This is a genomic window from Frigoribacterium sp. VKM Ac-2836 (assembly GCF_013248995.1).
In the GTDB taxonomy this organism is placed as follows: domain Bacteria; phylum Actinomycetota; class Actinomycetes; order Actinomycetales; family Microbacteriaceae; genus Frigoribacterium.
In genome coordinates, this window is record NZ_JABRPK010000001.1 from 1045024 (window position 1) to 1069540 (window position 24517).

25 protein-coding genes are annotated in these 24517 nt (G+C 68.7%); 21 read left to right on the forward strand and 4 right to left on the reverse strand.

Going from position 1 to position 24517, the window contains the following annotated elements:
- Positions 1-47: 47 nt before the first annotated feature.
- From HRF36_RS04860 to HRF36_RS04870, 3 genes are read left to right on the forward strand one after another with little or no spacing between them, the layout of a single operon-like run.
- Entirely contained in the window at positions 48-902 is an 855-nt protein-coding gene (locus HRF36_RS04860) for an amino acid ABC transporter substrate-binding protein (protein ID WP_173207938.1), read from the forward strand.
- A gap of 2 nt (positions 903-904) precedes the next feature.
- On the forward strand, positions 905-1570 hold the full coding sequence (locus HRF36_RS04865; protein WP_173206969.1) for an amino acid ABC transporter permease: 666 nt from the start codon (positions 905-907) through the stop codon (positions 1568-1570).
- Complete coding sequence (locus HRF36_RS04870; RefSeq protein ID WP_217270867.1) at positions 1560-2363, forward strand: amino acid ABC transporter ATP-binding protein; 804 nt, start codon at positions 1560-1562, stop codon at positions 2361-2363. The genes HRF36_RS04865 and HRF36_RS04870 overlap by 11 nt, the downstream gene beginning before the upstream one ends.
- A gap of 79 nt (positions 2364-2442) precedes the next feature.
- Here HRF36_RS04870 and HRF36_RS04875 read toward each other — a convergent pair whose 3' ends face one another.
- Positions 2443-3669: a cobalamin-independent methionine synthase II family protein gene (locus HRF36_RS04875; RefSeq protein ID WP_173206972.1), complete on the reverse strand. Its 1227-nt coding sequence runs from the start codon at positions 3667-3669 to the stop codon at positions 2443-2445.
- Positions 3670-3850: 181 nt separating this feature from the next.
- Between HRF36_RS04875 and HRF36_RS04880 the strand changes: the two genes are divergently transcribed.
- The 15 genes from HRF36_RS04880 to HRF36_RS04950 all read left to right on the forward strand — a co-directional run bounded on the left by HRF36_RS04880 (position 3851) and on the right by HRF36_RS04950 (position 19037).
- Positions 3851-5197, forward strand: coding sequence for an aminotransferase class V-fold PLP-dependent enzyme (locus HRF36_RS04880; RefSeq protein WP_371740017.1), 1347 nt, complete (start codon positions 3851-3853; stop codon positions 5195-5197).
- A complete protein-coding gene (gene sufU / locus HRF36_RS04885; protein ID WP_173206978.1) occupies positions 5194-5643 on the forward strand; it encodes a Fe-S cluster assembly sulfur transfer protein SufU in 450 nt (149 codons plus the stop codon). Before HRF36_RS04880 ends, sufU begins: the two co-directional genes overlap by 4 nt.
- Before the next feature lie 194 nt (positions 5644-5837).
- The gene (gene thrS / locus HRF36_RS04890) at positions 5838-7775 is read left to right on the forward strand and encodes a threonine--tRNA ligase (protein WP_217271035.1); all 1938 of its coding nucleotides are present in this window, start codon (positions 5838-5840) and stop codon (positions 7773-7775) included.
- Positions 7776-7777: 2 nt separating this feature from the next.
- On the forward strand, positions 7778-8362 hold the full coding sequence (locus HRF36_RS04895) for an HIT domain-containing protein (RefSeq protein WP_371740018.1): 585 nt from the start codon (positions 7778-7780) through the stop codon (positions 8360-8362).
- A 23-nt stretch (positions 8363-8385) separates the two neighbouring features.
- Positions 8386-9300, forward strand: coding sequence for a pyridoxal 5'-phosphate synthase lyase subunit PdxS (gene pdxS, locus HRF36_RS04900; RefSeq protein WP_173206984.1), 915 nt, complete (start codon positions 8386-8388; stop codon positions 9298-9300).
- 19 nt (positions 9301-9319) lie between these two features.
- On the forward strand, positions 9320-9928 hold the full coding sequence (gene pdxT, locus HRF36_RS04905; protein ID WP_173206987.1) for a pyridoxal 5'-phosphate synthase glutaminase subunit PdxT: 609 nt from the start codon (positions 9320-9322) through the stop codon (positions 9926-9928).
- 37 nt (positions 9929-9965) lie between these two features.
- The gene (locus HRF36_RS04910) at positions 9966-10727 is read left to right on the forward strand and encodes a YebC/PmpR family DNA-binding transcriptional regulator (protein WP_173206990.1); all 762 of its coding nucleotides are present in this window, start codon (positions 9966-9968) and stop codon (positions 10725-10727) included.
- 9 nt (positions 10728-10736) lie between these two features.
- On the forward strand, positions 10737-11312 hold the full coding sequence (gene ruvC / locus HRF36_RS04915) for a crossover junction endodeoxyribonuclease RuvC (RefSeq protein ID WP_173206992.1): 576 nt from the start codon (positions 10737-10739) through the stop codon (positions 11310-11312).
- Positions 11309-11923, forward strand: coding sequence for a Holliday junction branch migration protein RuvA (gene ruvA, locus HRF36_RS04920; protein WP_173206993.1), 615 nt, complete (start codon positions 11309-11311; stop codon positions 11921-11923). Before ruvC ends, ruvA begins: the two co-directional genes overlap by 4 nt.
- Positions 11920-12945, forward strand: a complete 1026-nt coding sequence (gene ruvB / locus HRF36_RS04925) for a Holliday junction branch migration DNA helicase RuvB (protein ID WP_173206995.1) — start codon at positions 11920-11922, stop codon at positions 12943-12945. The genes ruvA and ruvB overlap by 4 nt, the downstream gene beginning before the upstream one ends.
- A 79-nt stretch (positions 12946-13024) precedes the next feature.
- Positions 13025-13438, forward strand: a complete 414-nt coding sequence (yajC, locus tag HRF36_RS04930; protein WP_173206997.1) for a preprotein translocase subunit YajC — start codon at positions 13025-13027, stop codon at positions 13436-13438.
- A gap of 96 nt (positions 13439-13534) precedes the next feature.
- The gene (gene secD, locus HRF36_RS04935; protein ID WP_173206999.1) at positions 13535-15298 is read left to right on the forward strand and encodes a protein translocase subunit SecD; all 1764 of its coding nucleotides are present in this window, start codon (positions 13535-13537) and stop codon (positions 15296-15298) included.
- Entirely contained in the window at positions 15298-16308 is a 1011-nt protein-coding gene (gene secF, locus HRF36_RS04940; protein ID WP_173207001.1) for a protein translocase subunit SecF, read from the forward strand. The genes secD and secF overlap by 1 nt, the downstream gene beginning before the upstream one ends.
- Entirely contained in the window at positions 16305-16655 is a 351-nt protein-coding gene (locus tag HRF36_RS04945; protein ID WP_173207003.1) for a rhodanese-like domain-containing protein, read from the forward strand. Before secF ends, HRF36_RS04945 begins: the two co-directional genes overlap by 4 nt.
- Positions 16656-16892: 237 nt before the next feature.
- On the forward strand, positions 16893-19037 hold the full coding sequence (locus tag HRF36_RS04950; protein ID WP_254281129.1) for a bifunctional (p)ppGpp synthetase/guanosine-3',5'-bis(diphosphate) 3'-pyrophosphohydrolase: 2145 nt from the start codon (positions 16893-16895) through the stop codon (positions 19035-19037).
- Positions 19038-19114: 77 nt separating this feature from the next.
- Here the strand turns inward: HRF36_RS04950 and HRF36_RS04955 are convergent, their stop codons facing one another.
- The 3 genes from HRF36_RS04955 to HRF36_RS04965 all read right to left on the reverse strand — a co-directional run bounded on the left by HRF36_RS04955 (position 19115) and on the right by HRF36_RS04965 (position 21858).
- On the reverse strand, positions 19115-19660 hold the full coding sequence (locus HRF36_RS04955) for a type IV toxin-antitoxin system AbiEi family antitoxin (RefSeq protein WP_173207005.1): 546 nt from the start codon (positions 19658-19660) through the stop codon (positions 19115-19117).
- Between the two features lie 99 nt (positions 19661-19759).
- On the reverse strand, positions 19760-20989 hold the full coding sequence (locus tag HRF36_RS04960) for a DUF349 domain-containing protein (protein ID WP_173207008.1): 1230 nt from the start codon (positions 20987-20989) through the stop codon (positions 19760-19762).
- An 89-nt stretch (positions 20990-21078) separates the two neighbouring features.
- Positions 21079-21858 (reverse strand): peptidylprolyl isomerase, encoded by a 780-nt coding sequence (locus HRF36_RS04965; protein ID WP_371740019.1) that lies wholly within the window; start codon positions 21856-21858, stop codon positions 21079-21081.
- A gap of 65 nt (positions 21859-21923) precedes the next feature.
- Here HRF36_RS04965 and HRF36_RS04970 point away from each other — a divergent pair, with 65 nt between their 5' ends.
- The 3 genes from HRF36_RS04970 to HRF36_RS04980 all read left to right on the forward strand — a co-directional run bounded on the left by HRF36_RS04970 (position 21924) and on the right by HRF36_RS04980 (position 24498).
- Entirely contained in the window at positions 21924-23333 is a 1410-nt protein-coding gene (locus tag HRF36_RS04970) for a replication-associated recombination protein A (RefSeq protein WP_173207014.1), read from the forward strand.
- 220 nt (positions 23334-23553) lie between these two features.
- Positions 23554-24183, forward strand: a complete 630-nt coding sequence (gene rpsD / locus HRF36_RS04975; protein ID WP_043592736.1) for a 30S ribosomal protein S4 — start codon at positions 23554-23556, stop codon at positions 24181-24183.
- 123 nt (positions 24184-24306) lie between these two features.
- The gene (locus HRF36_RS04980; protein WP_173207017.1) at positions 24307-24498 is read left to right on the forward strand and encodes a hypothetical protein; all 192 of its coding nucleotides are present in this window, start codon (positions 24307-24309) and stop codon (positions 24496-24498) included.
- Positions 24499-24517 lie beyond the last annotated feature (19 nt).

A 24517-nucleotide genomic window follows, 5' to 3' on the forward strand; every position in this document is an offset into this window, starting at 1 on the left:
GGAGGCTCGTCCGACCCCCGAGCCGCAGCAAAGGAACCCTCGTGAAGATCACCGCCGTCCGCACCGTCCGTCGCCTCGCCTCCGTCGGCGTCATCGCCGCCGCCGCCGTCGCCCTGGCCGCCTGCGCGCCCGCCTCCACCGACGGGGTGGTCCAGTCCACCGGCAGCGCGACCGCCGACACGAGCGCTGCGAAGAGCCTCTCCGACATCCAGGCGGCGGGCGAGATCGTCATCGGGACCGAGGGCACCTACCAGCCCTTCACGTACCACGAGGGTGGCGCGGGCGCGCTGACCGGCTACGACGTCGACGTCGCCACGGTCGTCGCCGAGAAGCTCGGCGTCACCCCGACCTTCGAGGAGACTCAGTTCGACGCCCTGCTCGCCGGACTCACCGCAGGCCGCTTCGACCTCGTCGCGAACCAGATCTCGATCACCGACGAGCGCGAGGCGACGTACGACTTCTCGATCCCCTACACGGTCAGCCGCGGTGTCGTGATCACGCCCGCCGACAACACCGACATCACCTCGCTCGCCGACCTGGAGGGCAAGACGACGGCCCAGTCGCAGTCGAGCAACTTCTACACGACCGCCAAGGACGCGGGCGCCGACGTCCAGGTCGTCGACGGCTGGGCCCAGTCGGTCGCGCTGCTCGAGCAGGGCCGCATCGACGCGACGGTCAACGACGAGCTGACCTTCCTCGACTACGTCAAGACCAACCCCGACCAGGCCGCCGGCATCAAGATCGCGGCGACCACCGACGACGTCTCGCGTTCGGCCCTGGTCACCACGAAGGGCAGCGACGACCTCGTGTCGGCCATCGATGACGCCCTCGCCGAGCTGAAGGCCGACGGCACGCTGGCGACGATCAGCGAGAAGTACTTCGGCCAGGACGTCAGCGAGTAGGCGTGCAGTCCTCCCTCGACCTCTTCTGGCGGTCGCTCTGGCCGATCGTGTCGGGGGCGCTCGTGGCGTCGATCCCGCTCGCCTTCGCGTCGATGGCGATCGGCCTGGTCATCGCGATCGTCATCGCGCTGATGCGGCTGTCGGGTCGGACGGTGCTCGCGGGCATCGCCCGGGTGTACATCTCGATCATCCGGGGCACACCTCTGCTCGTTCAGCTCTTCGTGGTCTTCTACGGTCTGCCTTCGATCGGCGTCAAGCTCGATCCCTGGCCGAGCGCGATCATCGCGTTCTCGTTGAACGTCGGCGGGTACGCGGCCGAGGTCATCCGGGCCGCGATCCTCTCGGTGCCCAAGGGCCAGTGGGAGGCCGCCCACACGATCGGCATGTCGCGGGGGCTCGCCCTGCGGCGCATCATCCTTCCGCAGGCCGCCCGGGTCTCGGTACCGCCACTCTCGAACACCTTCATCAGCCTGGTCAAGGACACCTCGTTGGCGAGCGTCATCCTCGTCGTCGAACTGTTCCGTCAGGCGCAGCAGATCGCGACCGTCTCGAACCAGTTCCTGCTGATCTACCTCGAGGCCGCCCTGGTCTACTGGGTCATCTGCCTCATCCTGTCGTTCGGGCAGGACGCCCTCGAGAAGAGATTGGACCGCCACGTTGCCCGCTGACGTCACCCCGCCCCGGCACACCGGCGCGACCGATGCGCCCGTGCTGACCGTCCGCGGCCTGCACAAGGCGTTCGGCGCGAACGAGGTGCTGCGCGGCATCGACCTCGAGGTCCGCCGGGGACGCGTCGTCGCCATCATCGGGCCCTCGGGGTCGGGCAAGACGACCGTGCTGCGGTCGCTGAACAGCCTCGAGGTGCCCGACGGGGGAGTCGTCACGCTCTCCGACGGTCGATCGATCGACTTCGGCGGCAAGGTCGGCAAGCGCGACCTGCTCGCGCTGCGCGACCGGTCGTCGATGGTGTTCCAGCACTTCAACCTGTTCCCGCACCTCACGGTGCTGCAGAACGTGGTCGAGGGGCCCGTCCGCGTCCAGGGCCGCGATCCGAAGGAGGCGCGGGCCGAGGCCGAGGCGCTCCTCGCGAGGGTGGGACTCGCCGAGAAGGCCGACGCCTACCCCTCCGAGCTCTCGGGCGGGCAGCAGCAGCGCGTGGGCATCGTGCGTGCGCTCGCGCTGCGGCCCGAGCTGCTGCTCTTCGACGAGCCGACCTCCGCACTCGACCCCGAACTGGTCGGCGACGTCCTCACGGTCGTGAAAGAGCTGGCCGACGAGGGCTGGACGATGATCGTCGTCACCCACGAGCTCGAGTTCGCCCGCCGGGTGGCCGACGAGCTGCTCTTCATGGACGCCGGGGTGGTCGTCGAGCGCGGTCGACCCGCCGACGTGTTGACGAGACCGCGCGAGGCCCGCACACAGCAGTTCCTCCGGCGCGTGCTCAAGCCGCTCGACGACTGACGGACGACCAGACGGCGCGACGACCCGCGCCTCCTCGTCCATCGGGCCGGGAGGCACGGGTCGCCGTCATCGCGGGCGCCTAGCCGAAGAGACGGTGCGACGCGATGCGTGCGCCCTCACCGAGCGAGGCCAGCTTGGCGACGGCGATCTGCGGGTGGATGCGCCCGCCGAGGCCGCAGTCGGTCGATGCCACGACGTTCTCGGGCCCGACCGCCGAGGCGAACCGTTCGATGCGGTCGGCCACGAGCTCGGGGTGCTCGACGACGTTCGTGGCGTGGCTGACGACGCCCGGCACGATTCTCTTGCCCGCGGGCAGCTCGACGTCGCGCCAGAGCTTCCACTCGTGCTCGTGACGGACGTTGGCCGCCTCGAACGAGTACGAGCCCGCGTCGATCTCGAGCATCAGGTCGACGATGTGCCGGAACTCGACGTCCGTCGTGTGAGGCCCGTGCCACGAGCCCCAACAGAGGTGGAAGCGCAGCTGCTCGGGTGGCAGGCCGCGCAGGGCGTGGTTGAGCGCCTCGACCCGGATGCGCGTGAAGGCGCGGTAGTCCTCGCCGCTCGGCTCGGGGTTGATCTGGTCCCAGTTCTCGGCGATCGAGGGGTCGTCGATCTGCACGGTGAGGCCGGCCTCGACGATCGCCGTGTACTCCTCGCGAAGCACCTCGGCCCAGGCCCAGATGTGCTCCTCGTCGGTGGCGTAGAAGTCGTTCGCGATGCGGGCGCCGCTGCCCGGCGACAACGACGTGATGAACCCCGAGGTCGAGCCGCTCGCCTCGAGACCCGCCTTCAGGTTGGCCACGTCCGAGGCGATCGCGGCCTGGCCGACGTAGGCCAACGGGCCCGTCGTGCTCGGGAACGGAGTGGCACCCGAGCCCGTGCCGATGCCCGAGGTCGGGTCGGTGTAGGCCTCGTGGAACGCCTGCCAGTCGCGACGGTCGGGGAACGAGGTCAGCCGCACGTCACCGGGAGAGGATCGCACCGCCGGCTGGCTGAAGATGTCGGACCCGGTCAACGACAACCCGCTGACGCGCTGGAACGAGTACGACCACCAGGCGCCGTAGTCGACCGCGCTCGTCATGGCCTTGCCGTACTCGCCGTCGCCGACGATCGTGATGCCGAGGTCGCGCTGACGCCGGACGAGATCGACGACCGCGTCGGTCAGCAGGGCGTCGAACTCGGGGGTGCGCTCGAGGGTGAAGCCGTCCTCTCCGAGGGCGCGAGCCTCGTTCGCGGCGATCAGTTCGGGCGTGCGCGGCAGGCTTCCCGCGTGGCTGGTCTCGATTCGGCCGGGGGTGGTCGTCATGGGGTGCTCCGTTCGTCGCCACCACTCTGGCCCTCGACCCCCGCCCTGTGCGACGAGTGTGACACGGGGAGTCACAGCCGCACCGGGCGGGAACACCGGGCGACCGGCGACCGTTGCGTCCTGTGTCGGCCGAGACCGGGACCCTCGGGGTGCCTCGCTACGATCGACGGGAAGGGACATCGTGACCACCACCTCCTCCGCACCATCCATCGCCCGTCCCGGGCTGACCGACGACGACGCCCGCCGTCTGCGTGCCGACTTCCCGCTGCTGCGGCAGGACGTCAACGGTGGGCCCCTCGCCTACCTCGACTCGGGGGCGACCGCACAACGGCCGACCGCCGTGCTCGACGCCGAGCGCCGCTTCCTCGAGACGACCAACTCGGCCGTGCACCGTGGGGCGCACACGCTCGCAGCCCTGTCGACCGAGGCCTACGAGGACGCCCGCGAGACGGTCGCCAACTTCGTCGGTGCCGACGTCGACGAGATCGTCTGGACCTCGAACGCCACCGACGCGCTCAACCTGGTCGCGTACGGCGTCGCGAACGCCACCCACGGCCGGGGTGGCGAGGCCGCCCGACGCTTCGCCCTGGCCCCCGGCGACGAGATCGTCGTGACCGAGGCCGAACACCACGCCAACCTCGTGCCCTGGCACGAGCTCGCGGCGACGACGGGGGTCCGACTGCGTTTCGTGCCGGTGGCGGACGACGGCACCTGGACCGCGGCCGACGCGGCCTCCGTCATCGGGCCCCGCACGCGCCTCCTCGCCTTCGCCCACGTCTCGAACGTGACCGGCTTCGTCGCGCCCGTCGCCGAGCTGGTGGGGCTCGCGCACGCAGTCGACGCCCTCGTCGTGCTCGACGCCTGCCAGTCGGCGCCCCACCGTCCGATCGACCTGCACGCCCTCGACGTCGACTTCGCCGCGTTCTCGGGCCACAAGATGCTGGGGCCCACAGGCATCGGCGTGCTCTACGGGCGGGCCGAGCTGCTGAACGCGCTGCCGCCCTTCCGCACCGGGGGCTCGATGATCACGACCGTCACGATGGAAGGCGCCGAATATCTTCCCGCCCCGCAGCGCTTCGAGGCCGGCACGCAGCCCGTGTCGCAGGCCGTGGCCCTGGCCGAGGCCGTGCGCTACCTCGAGGCCGTCGGCCTGGACCGGGTGCGCGAGCACGAAGAAGTCCTCGCCGACCTGCTCGTCCGGGGTCTCGACGCCATCGACGGAGTCACGGTCGTCGGACCAGCCGCCGGCGTGCCGCGATCGGGACTCGCCAGCTTCGTCGTCGACGGGGTGCACGCCCACGACGTCGGCCAGTTCCTCGACGCCCAGGGCATCGCCGTGCGCGTCGGACACCACTGCGCTCAGCCCCTGCACCGACGTCTCGGGGTGACGGCCACGACGCGGGCCAGCACGTACCTCTACTCGTCGAGTGACGAGGTCGAGCGGCTCGTCGCCGCGGTCGCCGAGGTGCGTGCCTACTTCGGCGTCACGGAGACCGGCGACGACGAGAAGGCCGAGGAGGCGCGGTGAGCGCGGCCCTCGACGGCCTGTACCAGCAGGTCATCCTCGACCACGCCAAGGCGCGGCACGGCGAGGGCGACCTGCCCGGGGCCGGCGCCCAGCACTTCGAGCGCAACCCGACGTGCGGTGACGAGATCACCGTCCGCGTGGCCCTCGAGCCCGGAACCGACCGAGTCGCCGACCTGCGCTGGCAGGGCGCGGGCTGCAGCATCTCGATGGCCTCGGCGTCGGTGCTCTCCCAGCTGGCCCCCGGTCGCACCCTCGCCGAGCTCGACGCCCTCGTCGGCGAGTTCCGCGAGATGATGCGATCGCGCGGAGCGGGTGAGCCCGACGACGAGGTGCTCGGCGACGCCGTGGTGTTCCACGGGGTCTCGAAGTTCGTCATGCGCGTCAAGTGCGGCATGCTCGCCTGGGTCGCCGCCGAGGCCTGTTCGACCGAGCTGCGCGCGGCCTGAACGGTCCCGAGTCCCGTCGCCCTGGCTCCCGGCCGCCGACCGGACGAGCATCGGTCGACGGCTAAAGTGGTCTCCGCCCCTCGACGATAGGAACCACCGCCGTGTCCGACCAGACCGACCTCGACCCGACCGCCTCCCCAGCCCCGTCCGGCCCCGCTGCCGTCGAGGCCACCGAGACGACGACCGGGTTCGAACTGTTCACCGACAAGGCGGTCGTCGCCGTGCGCGTGGCCGGTGAACTGCGTGACCTCGCGACCGAGCTGCAGGCGGGCGACGTGGCCGAGCCGGTCACGGTCGACTCGCCCGACGGGCTCGCGATCCTCCGCCACTCGGCGGCGCACGTCATGGCCCAGGCCGTCCAGCAGATCAACCCCGAGGCCAAGCTCGGCATCGGGCCGCCCGTCACCGACGGCTTCTACTACGACTTCGACGTCGCCGAACCCTTCACGCCCGACGACCTCAAGGCGATCGAAAAGGGCATGGAGCGCATCATCCGACAGGGCCAGCGCTTCCGTCGCCGCGTCGTGAGCGAGGACGAGGCCCGTGAACTGCTCGCCCACGAGCCGTTCAAGCTCGAGTTGATCGGGCTCAAGGGCGGTTCGGCCGACGACCTCGGTGCGGACGGCGAGTCGGTCGAGGTCGGCGGCGCCGAGCTCACGGTCTACGACAACCTCGACCCCAAGACCGGTGAGGTGGTCTGGTTCGACCTCTGCCGCGGTCCCCACGTACCCAGCACGCGCCTCCTCGGCAACGCCACGAAGCTCATGCGCGTGGCGGCCGCCTACTGGCGCGGTTCCGAGAAGAACCCCCAGTTGCAGCGGATCTACGGCACGGCCTGGCCCACCAAGGACGATCTGCGCGCCTATCAGGCCCGGCTCGAGGAAGCCGCCAAGCGTGACCACCGCAAGCTCGGCGCCGAACTCGACCTCTTCTCCTTCCCCGACGAGATCGGCTCGGGCCTGGCGATTTTCCACCCCAAGGGCGGCATCATCCGCCGCCAGATGGAGGACTACTCGCGCGAGCGGCACGAGAAGGCCGGCTACGAGTTCGTCTACACGCCGCACATCACCAAGGCGGCCCTGTTCGAGACCTCGGGTCACCTCGGTTGGTACAAAGACGGCATGTTCCCGGCGATGCACCTCGACGAGGCACGCAACGACGAGGGCGAGATCACCCGTCAGGGTGCGGACTACTACCTCAAGCCGATGAACTGCCCGATGCACATCCTGGCCTACCGGTCGTCTGCCAAGTCCTACCGAGACCTGCCCCAGCGCCTGTTCGAGTTCGGCACGGTGTACCGCAACGAGAAGTCCGGTGTCATCCACGGCCTCACCCGTGTGCGCGGCATGACCCAGGACGACGCCCACATCTTCACGACACGCGACGACATGGCCGCCGAGCTGAAGGGCACGCTCGACTTCGTGCTCAGCCTGCTGCGCGACTACGGCCTCGACGACTTCTACCTCGAGCTGTCCACGAAGGACCCCGAGAAGTACGTCGGTGACGACGCCACCTGGGACGAGGCGACGGCGACACTGCGACAGGTGGCCGAAGAGACCGGGCTCGAACTCGTGCCCGACCCGGCCGGTGCGGCGTTCTACGGGCCGAAGATCTCGGTCCAGGCACGTGACGCGATCGGTCGCACCTGGCAGATGTCCACCGTCCAGCTCGACTTCAACCTGCCGGAGCGATTCGACCTCGAGTACACGGCGGCCGACGGGTCGCGGCAGCGACCGGTCATGATCCACCGGGCACTGTTCGGCTCGATCGAGCGGTTCTTCGGTGTGCTCACGGAGCACTACGCGGGGGCGTTCCCCGTCTGGCTGGCCCCCGTGCAGGTCGTGGCGATCCCCGTCGCCGACGAGTACGGCGACTACCTCGACGACGTCGTCGCGCGCCTCCGCGAGGTCGGGGTGCGAGCCCAGGTCGACCACAGTGACGACCGCATGCCCAAGAAGATCCGCACGCACACCAAGGCCAAGGTGCCGTTCCAGCTCATCGCCGGAGAAGACGACCGGGCGGCCGGCGCGGTCAGTTTCCGCTACCGCGACGGGTCGCAAGAGAACGGTGTGCCCCTCGACGAGGCGATCGCCAAGATCGTCACGGCCATCGAGACCAAGGTCCAGGTCTGAGGGTGGGTGCCGAGGGGACACCGGCCGAGTCGTCCGCCGACTTCGCCGCGGCCCCTGACGCGTTCCAGCGCCTCTGGACTCCGCACCGCGCCGTCTACGTCGAGGCCGGTCACGATGCCCACGACGATTCCTGCCCCTTCTGCAGTGCGCCGTCGCGGTCGGACGACGAGGCCCTCATCGTGGCGCGGGGCCAGCACGCCTACGTGCTGCTCAACCTCTTCCCGTACAACCCCGGACACCTGCTGGTCTGCCCCTACCGGCACGTCTCGACCTACGACCTCGCCACCTCCGACGAGGTCGCCGAGATGGCGTCCCTGACGCAGATCGCCATGCGGGTCCTCACACGCGTGTCCCACGCGCAGGGGTTCAACATCGGCATGAACCAGGGGCAGGTAGGCGGGGCGGGGATCGCCGCTCACCTCCACCAGCACGTCGTTCCGCGGTACGGCGGCGACTCGAATTTCTTCCCGATCATCGCGCAGACCAAGGCCGTCACCCACCTCCTCGGCGACGTCCGGCGCGCGGTCGCCGAGGCGTGGCCGACCGCCGACGCCGATCAGGCCCCGACGGCGTCGCCCTCACCCTGATCGGGCCTAAGATGGGGGCCATCATGAGCGACACGACACCTGCCTCCAGCCCCTCTTCCACCACCGGTTCGAGCCGCGTCAAGCGCGGTCTCGCCGAGATGCTCAAGGGCGGCGTCATCATGGACGTCGTCAACGTCGAGCAGGCGAAGATCGCCGAAGACGCCGGTGCCGTCGCGGTCATGGCGCTCGAGCGCGTCCCCGCGGACATCCGGTCGCAGGGGGGCGTGGCCCGCATGAGCGACCCCGACATGATCGACGAGATCGTCGCGGCCGTCTCGATCCCCGTCATGGCGAAGGCCCGCATCGGCCACTTCGTCGAAGCGCAGATCCTGCAGACCCTCGGTGTCGACTACATCGACGAGTCCGAGGTCCTGAGCCCGGCCGACTACGTGAACCACATCGACAAATGGAACTTCACCGTCCCCTTCGTCTGTGGCGCCACCAACCTCGGTGAGGCCTTGCGTCGCATCACCGAGGGTGCGGCCATGATCCGCTCCAAGGGTGAGGCCGGCACGGGCGACGTGTCCGAGGCCACGAAGCACATCCGCACGATCTCGAAAGAGATCGCCCAGTTGCGCGGCCTCAAGGCCGACGAACTCTACGTGGCGGCCAAAGAGCTGCAGGCTCCCTTCGAACTCGTCAAAGAGATCGCCGAGACCGGCAAACTGCCCGTCGTCCTGTTCACCGCCGGCGGCGTCGCCACGCCCGCCGACGCAGCCCTCATGATGCAGCTCGGGGCCGACGGCGTGTTCGTCGGCTCGGGCATCTTCAAGTCGGGCAATCCGGCAGAACGTGCCAAGGCGATCGTCAAGGCGACCACGTTCTTCGACGACCCCCAGGTCGTCGCCGATGCTTCCCGCGGCCTCGGCGAGGCGATGGTGGGCATCAACGTCCCCGACCTCCCTGCACCGCACCGCCTCGCCGAGCGTGGCTGGTGACGCGGCGGCCAGTTCGTCGATGACCTCCGGTCGAGCCCCACGCGTGGGTGTCCTCGCGCTGCAAGGTGATTTCCGCGAGCACCTGGCCGTCCTCACCTCGCTCGGAGCCGTCGCGGTTCCGGTACGACGTGCGTCCGAGCTCGACGAGATCGACGGGCTCGTGATCCCGGGCGGCGAGTCGAGCGTCATGGACAAACTCTCACGCACCTTCGACCTGGACGGGCCACTCCGTCGGGCCATCGGCTCGGGGCTGCCCGTCTACGGCACGTGCGCCGGGCTCATCATGCTGGCCGACCGCATCCTCGACGGCACCCCCGGTCAGCGAAGCCTCGGTGGGCTCGACGTGTCGGTCCGGCGCAACGCCTTCGGCTCGCAGACCGACTCCTTCGAGACCGACGTCGAAGTCCCGGTCCTCGACGGTCCGCCGGTACACGCCATCTTCATCCGCGCGCCGGTGGTCGACGAGGTCGGCCCGGCCGCGACGGCCATCGGTGTCCTCGGCGACGGCCGCGTCGTCGCCGTCGAACAGGGACCGCTGATGGGCACCTCGTTCCACCCCGAGGTCACCGACGACCTCAGGTTCCACGCGCGTTTCCTCGACAAGGCCCGAGCACGGGCGTCACGGTAGACTCGTCGAGATCCACGTCAGCATTTGAAGGAGCACCGTGTCCGGGCATTCCAAGTGGGCAACGACCAAGCACAAGAAAGCCGTCATCGACAGCCGTCGTGCCAAGTCGTTCGCCAAGCTCATCAAGAACATCGAGGTCGCGGCCAAGCAGGGTGGGGCCGACATGTCGGGCAACCCGACGCTGGTCGACGCCGTCCAGAAGGCCAAGAAGACCTCGGTCCCCAACGACAACATCGATCGTGCCGTCAAGCGTGGCGCGGGCCTCAGCGGTGAGAGCGTCGACTACCAGACGATCATGTACGAGGGCTACGGCCCCAATGGTGTCGCCTTGTTGATCGAGTGCCTGACCGACAACAAGAACCGAGCTGCCGCCAACGTCCGTACCGTGATGTCGCGCAACGGCGGCACCATGGCCGACCCCGGCAGCGTCGCCTACAACTTCAGCCGCAAGGGTGTCATCGCCGTGATGAAGACCGGCGACCTCACCGAGGACGACGTCCTCACCGCCGTCCTCGATGCCGGTGCCGAAGAGGTCACCGACCGTGGCGAGGGCTTCGAGATCGTCACCGAGGCGTCCGACCTCGTGCCGGCACGGTTGGCCTTGCAAGAGGCAGGCATCGACTACGACTCGGCCGACATCGAGTTCGTCCCCGGGCTCAAGATCGAGGTCGACCTCGAGACGGCCCGTAAGGTCTTCCGCCTCATCGACGCGCTCGACGACGACGACGACGTCCAGAACGTCTACGCGAACCACGACGTCCCCGCCGAGGTGCAGGCCGCGCTCGACGACGAAGAGTAGGTCGCGGCGGTGACGCTCCGGGTGCTCGGCATCGACCCCGGGCTCACCCGGTGCGGGGTGGGGGTGGTCGAGGTCGACGCCCACCGTCGAGCGACCCTCGTCGACGTCCAAGTCATCCGGACCGCACCCGACCTGGCCCTCGAGGTGCGTCTGCTCACCCTCGGACGCGGCATCGAGGCCCTCATCGACACCCATCGGCCCGACGCCATGGCCATCGAGCGCGTCTTCGCCCAGCAGAACGTCCGCAGCGTGATGGGAGTCGCCCAGGTCAGTGGCCTGGCGTTGCGTGCGGCCGCCGAACGCGAGATCCCCGTCACGCTCCACACGCCCTCCGAGGTCAAGGCAGCCGTGACCGGCTACGGCGCGGCCGACAAGAAGCAGGTCGGCTCCATGGTGGCCCGGCTGCTCGGTCTCGCGGAGGCCCCCCGACCGGCGGACGCCGCCGACGCCCTGGCCCTGGCCATCTGCCATGCCTGGCGGGGCGCGCCCGTCGCGGCCCGCGCCTCCTCGGGGTCGCTGACGCCCGCCCAGCGAGCGTGGCGCGACGCCGAGAAGTCGGTGCGCACTCCTAGGCTGGGGGCATGATCTCGACTGTCCGCGGTACCGTCCTGTCCGCGTCCGGCACGTCTATCGTGGTCGAGGTCGGCGGGGTGGGCCTCAGGGTCTCGGTCACCCCACAGCTCGCGTTGACGGTCCACGTCGGCGATCAGGCGCTCGTGCACACGGCGTTGATCGTCCGAGAAGACGACCTCTCGCTCTTCGGGTTCGCCGACCGGGAAGAACTCGAGGTCTTCGACCTCCTGCGCAGCGTGACGGGTGTCGGGCCGAAATCCGCCCAGGGCGTGCTCTCGACGCTCACCCCGCATCAGGTGGCGACAGCCGTGGCCGACGACGACGACGCGGCGTTCCGCCGTGTCTCGGGCATCGGCCCCAAGACGGCGAAGCTGATCGTCCTGTCGTTGGCCGGCAAGCTCGATGTGGCACCCTCGGCCCCCACCGTCACGGCCGCCTCCACGACCGCCGCCGACGTGCTCGTCGCGCTGGTCGGCCTCGGCTGGTCCGAGCGCGAGGCCCAGTCCGCCATCGACGTCGTCGTGGCCGACCGGGGTGACGCCGTCGCACTGGCCGTGCCGCAGCTGCTGCGCGCCGCTCTCGGTCATCTGGGGCCGCAGAAGCCCGCCGGGGCCCGCGCGTGAGCGACGACGACCTGACCCGTCCGACCCTCGAGTCCGAGGCCGAACTGGCCTTCGAAGGGGCGCTGCGACCCACCTCGCTCGGTGAGTTCGTCGGGCAGACGAAGGTGCGGGGTCAGCTCGAGCTGCTTCTCAAGGCCGCGACCATGCAGGGTCGGACCCCCGACCACATCCTGCTCGCGGGTCCGCCCGGGCTCGGCAAGACGACCCTGGCCATGATCGTGGCCCATGAGGGGGCACGGCCGCTCCGCATGTCGTCGGGCCCCGCCATCCAGCACGCCGGTGACCTCGCCGCCGTCCTCTCGGCGCTCGTACCGGGCGAGGTCCTGTTCATCGACGAGATCCACCGCATGGCTCGACCGGCCGAAGAGATGCTGTACCTCGCGATGGAGGACTACCGCATCGACATCATGGTGGGCAAGGGGGCGGGCGCGACCAGCATCCCGCTCGAACTGTCGCCCTTCACGCTCGTGGGGGCGACGACCCGAAGCGGCCTGCTGCCGAATCCGTTGCGCGACCGGTTCGGGTTCACGGCCCACCTCGAGTTCTACGACGAGGCCGAACTGACCGAGGTCCTCCGCCGCGCGGCCACGCTGCTCGGCGTCGACGTCGAGGGGACGGCCTTGGCCGAGATCGCCGGGCGGTGCCGCGGGACGCCCCGCATCGCGAACCGACTGCTGAGGCGCGTGCGCGACTACGCGCTCGTCCACGGTCGGGACGCCGACTTGGCCACCGTGCGCGAGGCTCTCGACCTCTACGACGTCGATTCCCTGGGGCTCGACCGGCTCGACCGCGAGGTGGTCCGCACGGTGTTGACCCGTTTCGGGGGTGGACCCGTCGGCCTCAACACGCTCGCGGTCTCGGTGGGAGAAGAGGCCGACACGATCGAGTCCGTCGTCGAGCCGTTCCTCGTCCGCGTCGGACTGCTGACCCGCACGCCCCGGGGGCGCATCGCGACTCCCGAGGCCTGGCGGCACTTCGGTCTGGCGCACGCTTCAGGGGCGCTCTTCGGCGATGACCTATAATTCCTGCAGGTCCGAGGACGTCGCTCACTGAGGCGAGTCCCGCTCGGCCCACACCCCCAACAGCGAAAGGGAGTTCCGTATGGATCCCGCAACCCTCATCATGGTCCTCCTCCTGGTGGTCCTCGTCGTCTTCATGTTCCGCAACAAGAAGAAGCGCGACCGCCAGCAGGCCGAACTGCAGAACAAGCTCGTCCCCGGCGTCGAGGTCATGCTCTCGTTCGGTGTCTACGGCACCGTCGTCTCCATCGACGACGAGAACAACGTGGCCGAGGTCGAGGTCTCACCGGGCACGATCCTCAAGGTCCACCGTCAGACCCTCGGGCGTGTCGTCGAGCCGGTCATCGACGAGCCCGTCGCCGACGACGCCGACTCACTGACCCAGGGCTCCGCCGAGCACGACCGCGTCATCGACGACGCGCCCGAGTTCGGTGAGCGCGGGACGTCCACGCCGGTCGACTCGACCGTCACCAAAGACTCCGACAACAAGGCCTGACCTGACGACCGCCCCGACCGCCGTGCGCGGTCGGGTCCGATCCACGGCGCGCGCTCCGGGTGGGCGCGCGCTCCCATGAGAAAGCAGAGTTCCTCCGTGGCACGCTCGACGCCGGTGAAGAAAGCAATACGATCCCTGACCTGGTTGTTGGTCATCATCGCCGGCCTCACGGCCCTGAACGGCACGGCCACACTCCTGAACGACTCCGGTCGGGACGGCTGGTGGAACGGAGCGAGCTGGGTGCCCGAGCTCGCCCTCGACCTGCAGGGCGGGACCCAGATCACCCTGGCCGCCCAGCTGCAAGGCGGTGAGACGGTGTCGTCGCAGCAGCTCGACCAGGCCGTCACGATCATCCGTCAGCGGATCGACTCGGCGGGTGTCTCGGAATCCGAGATCACCAAGCAGGGCACGCAGAACATCGTCGTCTCCATCCCGGGGCGGCCAGACAACGCGACCCTCGAGCGCATCGAGGCCTCCGCCAAGCTGACCTTCCGCCCCGTGCTCTACACCGAGGCCGTGTCGAACGCCGCGGTCGGCGGAGAAGGCGAGGGCGCCACTGCCAGCCCGTCCGCCACGCCCTACACGCCGAACCCCGATCTCGAGAGCACCCCCACCGCGTCTCCGACCGACGGGTCCGATCTGGCATGGATCACCCCCCAGCTCGCCGACCTGTACCAGAACTACGACTGCGCAGCCGAGAACGACCTGGCGACCGCCCGCGACGACGAACCGCTCGTGACCTGCTCCACCGACGGCACCGCCAAGTACATCCTCGGCCCGGTCGAGGTGCAGGGCTCGGACATCAGCGATGCCACCAACGGCCTCGCTGCCGACTCGCAGGGCAACTCGACCAACACCTGGGCCGTCAACCTCGAATTCGACGGGCAGGGCACCGACCGGTTCGCCGACGTCACCTCTCGTCTCGTCTCGCTGCAGGCCCCCCAGAACCAGTTCGCCGTCACCCTCGACAACCAGGTGATCACGGCGCCGTCCGCGAACGCCGCCATCACGGACGGCAGGGCCCAGATCACGGGCCAGTTCACGCAGGACTCGTCGAAGACCCTCGCCGACCAGCTGAAGTTCGGCGCCCTGCCCTTGAGCTTCTCGGTACAGAGCAACGAGACGATCACCGCGACGCTGGGGCAGACCCAGTTGGTGAGCGGTCTGATCGCCGGACTCATCGGTCTGATCCTGGTCGTGATCTACTCGCTCATCCAGTACCGGGCGCTCGCATTCGTGACGGTTCTCTCGCTCGTGATCGCCGCCGTGCTCACCTACCTGGTCATCGCCATCCTGTCGTGGCGCGAGGGTTATCGTCTCTCCCTGGCGGGGGTGACCGGCCTCATCGTGGCGATCGGCATCACGGCCGACTCCTTCATCGTCTACTTCGAGCGCATCCGTGACGAGCTCCGCGACGGTCGCATTCTCGAGAGCGCGGTCGAATCGGGTTGGAAGCGAGCCATCCGCACCATCGTGGCGTCCGACACCGTCAACTTCCTCGCGGCCATCACGCTGTTCATCCTCGCGGTAGGCAACGTCAAGGGGTTCGCGCTCACCCTGGGCATCACCACCGTGATCGACCTCATCGTCGTCTCGTTGTTCACGCACCCCATGCTGCAGTTGATCGCCCGGACGCGGTTCTTCGGAGAGGGGCACTCGTTCAGCGGTCTCAACCCACGGGCCCTCGGCGCCGTCTACCGGGGTCGTGCTCAGTTCCGTACCCCGGCCGTCGCCGACCGCAAGGGGGCGGGCGGTCGCGAGGCCGTCAAACGTCAGACCATCGCCGAGCGCAAAGCCGCCGAGAAGACCACCGAGCGAGTCGATTCGTCGACCGCCGGTGAAGGGAAGAAGGACTCCTGATGGCCAGTTTCTCGAAGTTCGGTAACGACCTCTACACGGGCGCCCGGTCCTACGACATCGTCGGTCACCGCCGCCGCTGGTACTGGATCGCAGCCCTCGTCATCCTGATCTCGGTCACCGTTCCCTTCCTTCGTGGTGGGTTCCACTTCGGCATCGAGTTCACCGGCGGGTCGGAGTTCCAGGTCGCCCAACCGGCCGAACTCGACCAGGACGTCGCCTCGACGACGGTGGACGAGGTCGTCCCGGGCTCCAACCCCCGGGTCACGCAGGTGGGCACCGACACCATCCGTGTTCAGACCTCCCAGCTCGAGGCAGCACAGACGAACGACGTCGCCGACGCGTTGGCCACCGCCTACGACGTCCCCGACGACCGGGTCACCTCCTCCTTCATCGGAGCTTCGTGGGGCGCCGACATCACCAGCCAGGCCATCAAGGGGCTCGTGATCTTCCTGATCCTCGCGGCCATCGGCATGACGCTCTACTTCCGCACCTGGAAGATGTCGCTCGCGGCCATGGCCGCTCTGTTGCACGACCTCGTGCTGACGGCGGGCATCTACGGAATCGTCGGCTTCGAGGTGACGCCGGCGGCCGTCATCGGCTTCCTGACGATCCTCGGCTACTCGCTGTACGACACCGTGGTGGTGTTCGACAAGATCCGAGAGAACACGGCCGACGACGGCGAGGGGTCCCGACGGACGTTCGGACAGTCGGTGAACCTGGCCGTCAACCAGACGCTCGTCCGGTCGATCAACACGTCCGTGGTGGCGCTCCTCCCCGTCGCGGCCATCCTCTTCATCGGTGCGTTCGTCCTCGGGGCCGGCACGCTCCGCGACATCTCGCTGGCACTGTTCATCGGCATCCTGGTCGGCACCTACTCGACGATCTTCATCGCCTCGCCGCTCTACGCCACACTCCGCCTCCGTGAACCGGACATCGCGAAGCGTGACGCCCGCAAGCTCGAGGCGCAGAAGACCGAGCCCCTCACCGTCGACGAGACCGTGGGCGCATGATCGGCGACGAGCGTCGACCCGAGGTCGGGGCGGGCGAGGCCGTCGACGCCCTGGCCGCAGGCGCGTACGTCCTCGACGTGCGAGAACAGCACGAATGGGTCGAGGGGCACGCGCCCGGTGTGACGTCGATCCCGCTCTCGGAGTTGACCGACCGAGTCGCCGAGGTTCCGACCGACCGCCCGGTCCTGGTCGTCTGCCACTCGGGAATGCGTTCCGCAAGGGCGACGGACGCGCTCCGCGGCATCGGTGTCGATGCGCAGAACGTCGTCGGCGGGATGCTCGCATGGCGCGACGCCGGTGGCCCGGTCGTCACGGGTGACGACGCTGCGGGCCCGTCCGGCGCCTGACCATCGACGGGTACCCTTGACCCCACGGAGTCCACCTCCGACCACCATGGTCGCCGGCGGCCCTCCGACCCGAGAGAACGAGGTGCTGCCGTGACCGAGATCACCACACGGAACAACTCCGCACCGTCCGAGACACCCGGCGGTCAGAGCACGGCCTCGTTGCGGACGCTGTTGCCTCGGCTCTTCTCTCGTAGCCAGCCGGCGGGGGCCGTCGATCGGTTGATCAAGACGGTCCGGATGCACCACCCCAAGGCCGACATCGTCATCATCGAGCGGGCCTACTCGGTGGCGGAGAAGGCACACACCGGCCAGCTCCGCAAGAGCGGCGAGCCCTACATCACCCATCCGGTCGCGGTGGCCCAGATCCTCGCCGACCTCGGGATCGGCTCGAAGACGATCGCGGCTGCGCTCCTGCACGACACCGTCGAAGACACCGACTACACCTTGGCCATGCTCCAGCGCGATTTCGGTGACGAGATCGCCATGCTCGTCGACGGCGTCACCAAGCTCGACAAGCTGAAGTACGGCGACAGCGCCCAGGCCGAGACCGTCCGCAAGATGGTCGTCGCCATGTCGAAAGACATCCGGGTGCTCGTCATCAAACTGGCGGATCGGCTGCACAACGCCCGGACGTGGGGTTTCGTCGAGTCGGCTTCGGCGACCCGCAAGGCCACCGAGACCCTCGAGATCTACGCTCCCCTCGCCCATCGCCTCGGAATCCAGACCATCAAGTGGGAGCTCGAAGACCTCTCGTTCGCCGTTCTCCATCCCAAGCTCTACGTCGAGATCGACAACCTGGTCAAACAACGAACGCCCCAGCGCGAGCAATTCGTCCAGAACGTCATCAACGCCGTCAAGTCCGACCTCAAGTCGACGAAGATCCGCGGCGACGTGATGGGCCGGCCCAAGCAGTACTACTCGATCTATCAGAAGATGATCGTCCGCGGTCGAGAGTTCGACGAGATCTACGATCTCGTCGGAATCCGCATCCTGGTCAACTCGCTCCGCGATTGCTATGCCGTACTCGGCTCGATCCACGCCCGGTGGAATCCCATCCCGGGTCGCTTCAAGGACTACATCGCCACGCCGAAGTTCAACCTGTACCAGTCGCTTCACACGACCGTCATCGGGCCCAAGGGCCGGCCTGTCGAGATCCAGATCCGCACACACGAGATGCACCAGCGCGCCGAGTTCGGCGTGGCTGCCCACTGGAAGTACAAGCAGCGCATGAACGGTGGGCGCGACGACCAGGGCGGCGCCAAGACCGAGACCGACATGGCCTGGCTCGCGCACATCTCGGACTGGCAGGCCGAGACCGCCGACCCCAGCGAGTTCCTCGACAGCCTCCGATTCGAGATCGGCGCAAAAGAGGTCTACGTCTTCACCCCCCAGGGCAAGGTCATCGGGTTGCCCTCGGGCGCGACACCGGTGGACTTCGCCTACGCGGTCCACACCGAGGTCGGCCACCGCACCATGGGAGCCAAGGTCAACGGGCGCCTCGTCCCTCTCGAGAGCGCCCTCTCGAGCGGGGATGTCGTCGAGGTCTTCACCTCGAAGAACCCCGATTCGGGGCCCAGCCAGGACTGGCTCGCCTTCGTCAAGAGCCCCCGCGCGCGCAACAAGATCCGCCAGTGGTTCACGAAGGAACGCCGTGACGAGGCCATGGAGCAGGGCAAGGACGCCATCGCCCGGGCCATGCGCAAGCAGAACTTGCCGTTGCAGAAGCTGATGACGCAAGACAGTATCGCCGAGGTCGCCGCCACGATGCGGTACGACGATGTGTCCAGCCTCTACGCAGCCGTCGGCGAAGGCCACATCTCGACCCAATCGGTCATCGAGAAGATCCTCGCGGCGGTCCACACGCAGACCGAGGTCGACGAGGGCGAGTTCGAGTTCCCCAGCCAGGGCAGGGCTCGGCCGCTCCGCAACAGCGACTCGGGCGTGCTGGTCCGCGGGGCTCCCGACATCCTCGTGAAGCTCGCCAAGTGCTGCACTCCCGTGCCCGGCGACCAGATCGTCGGCTTCGTCACCCGGGGTCAGGGCGTCAGCGTGCACCAGGCGAACTGCCACAACGTCCAGGGTCTGCTGAAAGAGCCGGAGCGGATGATCGACGTGGACTGGGCTCCGTCTTCCAAGAGCGTCTTCATGGTGCAGATCCAGATCGAGGCCTTGGACCGCAGCGGACTCCTCTCAGACGTCACCCGTGTGCTCTCGGAACACCACGTGAACATACTCTCCGCGACGGTGTCGACCTCGACCGAGCGGCTGGCGCTCAGCAGGTTCGTGTTCGAGATGGGCGACACCACCCATCTCGACCGTGTCCTGAACGCGGTCCGGCGGATCGACGCCGTCTACGACGTGTACCGGGTCAGCGCGGGCTGACCCGGCGCCACCGACGCCATCGCGGGGCGGATTCCGCCTCCTGGGCCCGGACCGCGTCGGCGAGGAGGCGCGAGGCATCAGGGTACGCAGACTCGCGCGATGCGGTCGAGCGTTCGTGGACGGTGGGGGAGCCGTCCCCGTCGGTCGAGAACGGCGACCGCCTCGGAGGCCGTGACGCCATGACGGGAGGCGACGTCCCGGGCGGCCGTCTCGTCCATAGACGCCCAGCCCTCGCGGCGGGCGAGATCGACCACGGTCCGGGCCGGCGTCGTGACGGCGGCGCCATTCACCTGGACGATCTCGTCGTCGTCGATGACGACCTGCCGGACCACCGAACCCCGGCCTCGGTGTTTCACCCTCGCCGGCGACACGACCAGCCCGAAATGGGGGAGTGGTGCCGAGCCTCGGGCACCCCACACCCATGCCGCAGTCCGCTCGGCCGCGACGACCCCCGCACCGAGGGTGAGACCCACCGAGATCGCCCGACCGACGTGGTCGTCGATCTCGGCGACGCTACGCCACGAGTCCCCGACCGCGTAGACCTGCCCGTCCAGGGCAGCCGCCCGGAGTTCGGCCTCGGGCAGGTCGTCGGTGGTCAGGACCGCGGGGAGTCGTTCGGGCATGACCTCAGCCTGGCCGACCGGGGGACCGACGACGAACCGCCCGATGCTCCCTGTGGAGAGTCGGACGGTTCGTGTCGCACGGGGGACGGCGGCCCAGGATCACCCGAGGGCGTCGAGCCAGACCTTCCGGGCGTCGAGGGCTTCTCGAGCCTCTTTGACCCGACGGGCGTCGCCACTCGTCTCCGCCGTGCGGAGCTCGTCCTCGAGCTTGCTGATGGCGTCGTGCAGTTGGCTCGCCAATCCTTGCGACCGTGCCTGACGCTCTGGGTTGTTCTTCTCCCAGAACTGCTCGTCGAGCTGGCGGACGTGCGACTCCACCTTGCGGAGTCGGTCTTCGACGACCCGGACCTGCTCGCGAGGCACACGCCCGATCTCGTCCCAGCGCAGCTGGACCGAGGTGAGGGCCTCGCGCGCGGGGACCCGATCGGTGACGGTCAAGATCTTCTCGGCCTCGGTGAGCAACTCGAGCTTCTGTGCGAGGTTGCCCTCGAACTCGGCGGCGTCCTGCGCCACGACTTCGGACTTGGCGGCGTACAAGACGTCCCCGGCCCGTTTGAACTTCGCCCAGAGGGCGTCATCGTATTTCTTGCCGGCACGCCCGGCGCGCTTCCAGTCGTCGAGCAGCCCCCGATACGCCGGGATACCGTCTACACCCTTCGGCGCGAGGGCCTCGGCCGATTCGACGAGCGCCTGCTTGCGCTGGCGTGCGTCGCGGTGCGTGGCGTCGAGCTCGGCGTAGAAGGCCTTGCGGTGCTGGTCGATCGTGGTGCGGGCCGCACGGAATCGCTTCCAGAGGTCGTTGCCCTCACCCTTCGGGATGCGCGGACCGTCCTGCTGGTGCTTCTGCCAGCGGGCGAAGATGTCGTCGATGCTCGCCGTCACCTGTTTCCACTGGACTCGGGCAGGGTCCTGAGCCGCGAGGGTCTCGGCCTCGACGACGAGTGCGGTGCGATACGCGACAGCCTCGGTCAGTGCCTTCTGCGCCTCGGCGCTCTGCTGTTGGGTCAGCTCGTCCACCGTGGAGTCGAGCGCCGACACGCGGGCACGCAGTGCCTCGAGGTCGCCGACGGCACTCGGTTCGACGAGTTGCTCTCGCAGGTGCGTCACGGTCTTGACGACGTCGCCGGCCGATGCGCCCCGCTTGATGCGCTGCTCGAGCAACGTCACCTGCCCGGCGAGTTCGATGAACTTGCGCTCGTAGTACGCGAGAGCTTCGGCGGGCGTCGCATCGGGGTACTGCCCCACGGCGCGCTCACCGTCGGCCTCGCGGACATAGACCGTGCCGTCGTCGTCGACGCGGCCCCAGGGTGCCTGATCGTCAGTAGCCACTTTTATCCCTTGCTGAAAGTGCTCGTCGCGGAACCAGGACGGGCCACCGCGATGGGTGCCCAGCCTATTGCACGGTGGGCCGGGACGGACTACTCGATGGTCGCTGCCGTGATCGTCGTCGCCACGACGGGGGCGCCGTCGGTCTCGCTGGAGCCGGGGGTCAGGCCGGCGTCGGTGATCTCGGCCTCGAGCTGGTCGAGTCCGCTCGTGACGTGGCCGACGACCGTGTACCCACCGGTCGACCCGTCGAGGGTGGTGTCACCGTAGGTGATGAAGAACTGCGTCGACTGCGAATAGGGATCGGTGCTGCGGGCCATGGCGATGGTGCCCGTCGGGTAGATGCCGTCGTCGGGGACGTTCTCGAGTGGGCCGAAGGTGAAGCCCGCATCGCCCGTCCCGTCGCCGTTCGCGGAGCCGCACTGGATGAACTTCGCCGTCTCGGCATCGCTCATGCGGTGGCAACTCGTGCCCGTGTAGAAGCCCTTCTCGATGAGGTCGATGACCACGCTCGCGGCCTGCGGCGCCTTCACACCGTCCAGCTCGATACCGAGGTCGACGTCGTTGTTGAGTGTCAGCTGACCGGTCCAGGCGCGTCCCTCCGCGATCGAGGAGCTGGGGACGTCACCGACGTTCTCACCAGCGGCGGGCGTCGAGGAGGCGCTGGGAGCGGCCGAGGGGGCACCGGGCCCGGTCGTCGACCAGAAGACCTGCGACACCGCCGCGAGGCCGACCACGACCACGACGGCGGTCACGGCGAAGACGTTGTCCCGACGGCGACGAGCGACCTGTCCGGCGTGCACCTGCTGTCGAGCGGTGTACCTGCGGAGCCGGTCACGGTTCTCACGGTCCGGGTTCTTGCTCGGTGCCACGGGTCCTCCAGCTCGGTGATGTCCAGCCAGCACTGTATCGGAGGGCCGGTCTAGCATGGGTCTCCATGAGCCCGCTTCCGCAGAGCTCGACCCCTCTCGCGGTCCGCATGCGCCCCACCACACTCGACGAAGTCGCCGGGCAACGGCACCTGCTACGGCCCGGCTCGCCTCTCGTCACGTTGGCATCCGACACCGGCGCCGATCAGGGGGCCGTCTCGGTGATCCTCTGGGGTCCTCCCGGAACGGGCAAGACCACCCTCGCCCAAGCCATCGCCCGGAGCTCCGGTCGCCAGTTCATCGAACTGTCCGCCGTGACCGCCGGCGTCAAGGACGTCCGACAGGTCATGGAGAAGGCCCTGTCCAACCGCGATCTCTACGGCACCACGACGGTGCTCTTCCTCGACGAGATCCACCGCTTCACGAAGGCGCAGCAGGACGCGTTGTTGCCCGGCGTCGAGAACGGCTGGGTCATCCTCATCGCCGCGACCACCGAGAACCCCTCGTTCTCGGTCATCACTCCGTTGCTGTCCCGGTCGCTCCTCCTCACTCTCGAACAGCTCAGTGACGACGACCTCGCGCAACTGGTACAGAGGGCCGTCGTCGACCCTCGTGGTCTCGACGGCTCCGTCCGCCTGGACGACGAGGCCCTGTCCACCATCGTGCGGCTGGCCTCCGGCGACGCACGCCGCGCGCTCACGGCACTCGAGGCCTCCGCTCAGTCGGCCTGGGCCACGAAAGTCGAGGCAGACGCCGTGCCGACGGCCTCGGCCGACGACGCGTCGGACGCAGACTTCGACCCCGACGCCGAGTACGGCGAGAGCGATCCCGAGGACGAGCGCCCCACCATCACGTCCGAGATCGTCGCCCAATCCGTCGACCGGGCCCTGCTGAGGTACGACCGCAACGGCGACGAGCACTACGACGTCATCAGCGCGTTCATCAAGTCGATCCGGGGATCCGACGTCGACGCCGCACTGCACTACCTGGCCCGGATGATCGAGGCGGGCGAGGATCCTCGCTTCATCTGCCGGCGCATCATCGTGTCGGCCGGCGAAGACATCGGCATGGCTGATCCCAGCGCATTGACCGTGGCGGTCTCGGCCGCGACGGCGGTGCAGATGATCGGCATGCCCGAGGGGCGCATCCCGATGGCCGAGGCGGTCGTCTACCTGGCCACGGCGCCCAAGTCGAACCGCTCCTACACCGCTCTGGACGCCGCCATCGCCGACGTCCGGGCGGGCAAGGCGGGCCGCGTGCCCAAACACCTGCGCGATGCCCACTATCCCGGGGCCCGGCGTCTCGGGCACGGCAAGGGTTACCGTTACGCCCACGACTCCGAGTTCGGGGTGGTCGAGCAGCAGTACCTCCCCGACGAACTGGTCGGACACGAGTACTACGACCCCACCGCCAACGGCAACGAGAGGGACGTCGCGGCGCGCCTCGAGAAGCTCCGTCGGATCACGCGGGGGCGCTGACGACCCGCTCGTGCTCCTGCTCGCTTCGGCGGCCGCCCTCCTGTATGCTCGTGTGGTTGCCTGTTCTCGGGCGTCGACGCGCGGCTGCTGACGACGACCCGATCAAGGTGGGACGACCTGTAGCCGGTCGCCACCGCGGCACTCACCCCTCTTGTTACGCCGCTCGGCGCTCACGCGCTGGGGCGGTCCCTGACGAACCACCGACAAGAAAAAGGAACAAGTGTCCACCAAGTCACGTACCCGCAGCAAGACCCGTCTCTCGCGCGCCCTCGGCATCGCACTGACCCCGAAGGCCGCTCGTTACCTCGAGAAGCGTCCCTACGCTCCCGGTGAGCACGGTCGTACCAAGCGCAAGACCGACAGCGACTACGCCGTGCGTCTGCGCGAGAAGCAGCGCCTGCGCGCCCAGTACGGCATCCGCGAAGCTCAACTCAAGATCGTCTTCAACGAGGCCCGCAAGGCCTCGGGCCTGACCGGTGAGAACCTGGTCGAGCTCCTCGAGACCCGTCTCGACGCCCTCGTCCTGCGTGCCGGCTTCGCCCGCACCACGGCTCAGGCGCGCCAGATGGTCGTGCACCGTCACATCCTCGTCGACGGCAAGCTCGTCGACCGCCCCTCGTTCCGCGTCAAGCCGGGTCAGATGATCCACGTCAAAGAGCGCAGCGAAAAGACCGAGCCCTTCCAGGTCGCCGCGGCCGGCGGTCACGTCGACCTGCTGCCCAAGGTGCCCGGCTACCTCGAGGTCGAGATCGACAAGCTGCAGGCCCGCCTCGTGCGTCGCCCGAAGCGCGTCGAGGTCCCGGTGACCTGTGAGGTCCAGCTCGTCGTCGAGTACTACGCCGCGCGCTAGAACTCGTCACCCCGTGAGGAGCGGGCCACGGTCGTGGCCCGCTCCTTTCGCGTTCCCGGGGCCGGGTAAGCTGACGTGTCGTCGCACCCGTACGTCGCGACACCAGCCCCAAGAGGAGTCCCCGTGAAGAGCCTGTTCCTGCTGACCGTCGGTGTCGTCGGTGGCTTCGCCGTCGCCCACCAGTTCAACAAGACGCCCCGAGGCCAGCGGTTCTTCGGCGAGCTCGACGGCAGCGTGAAGTCGTTCCGCGCTGCCGTGGTCGACGGCTACAAGGCCCGAGAGGCCGAGCTGCGCACCGACCGCGAGGAGTCCTGAGTGCCTGCCGCGCCTCCTC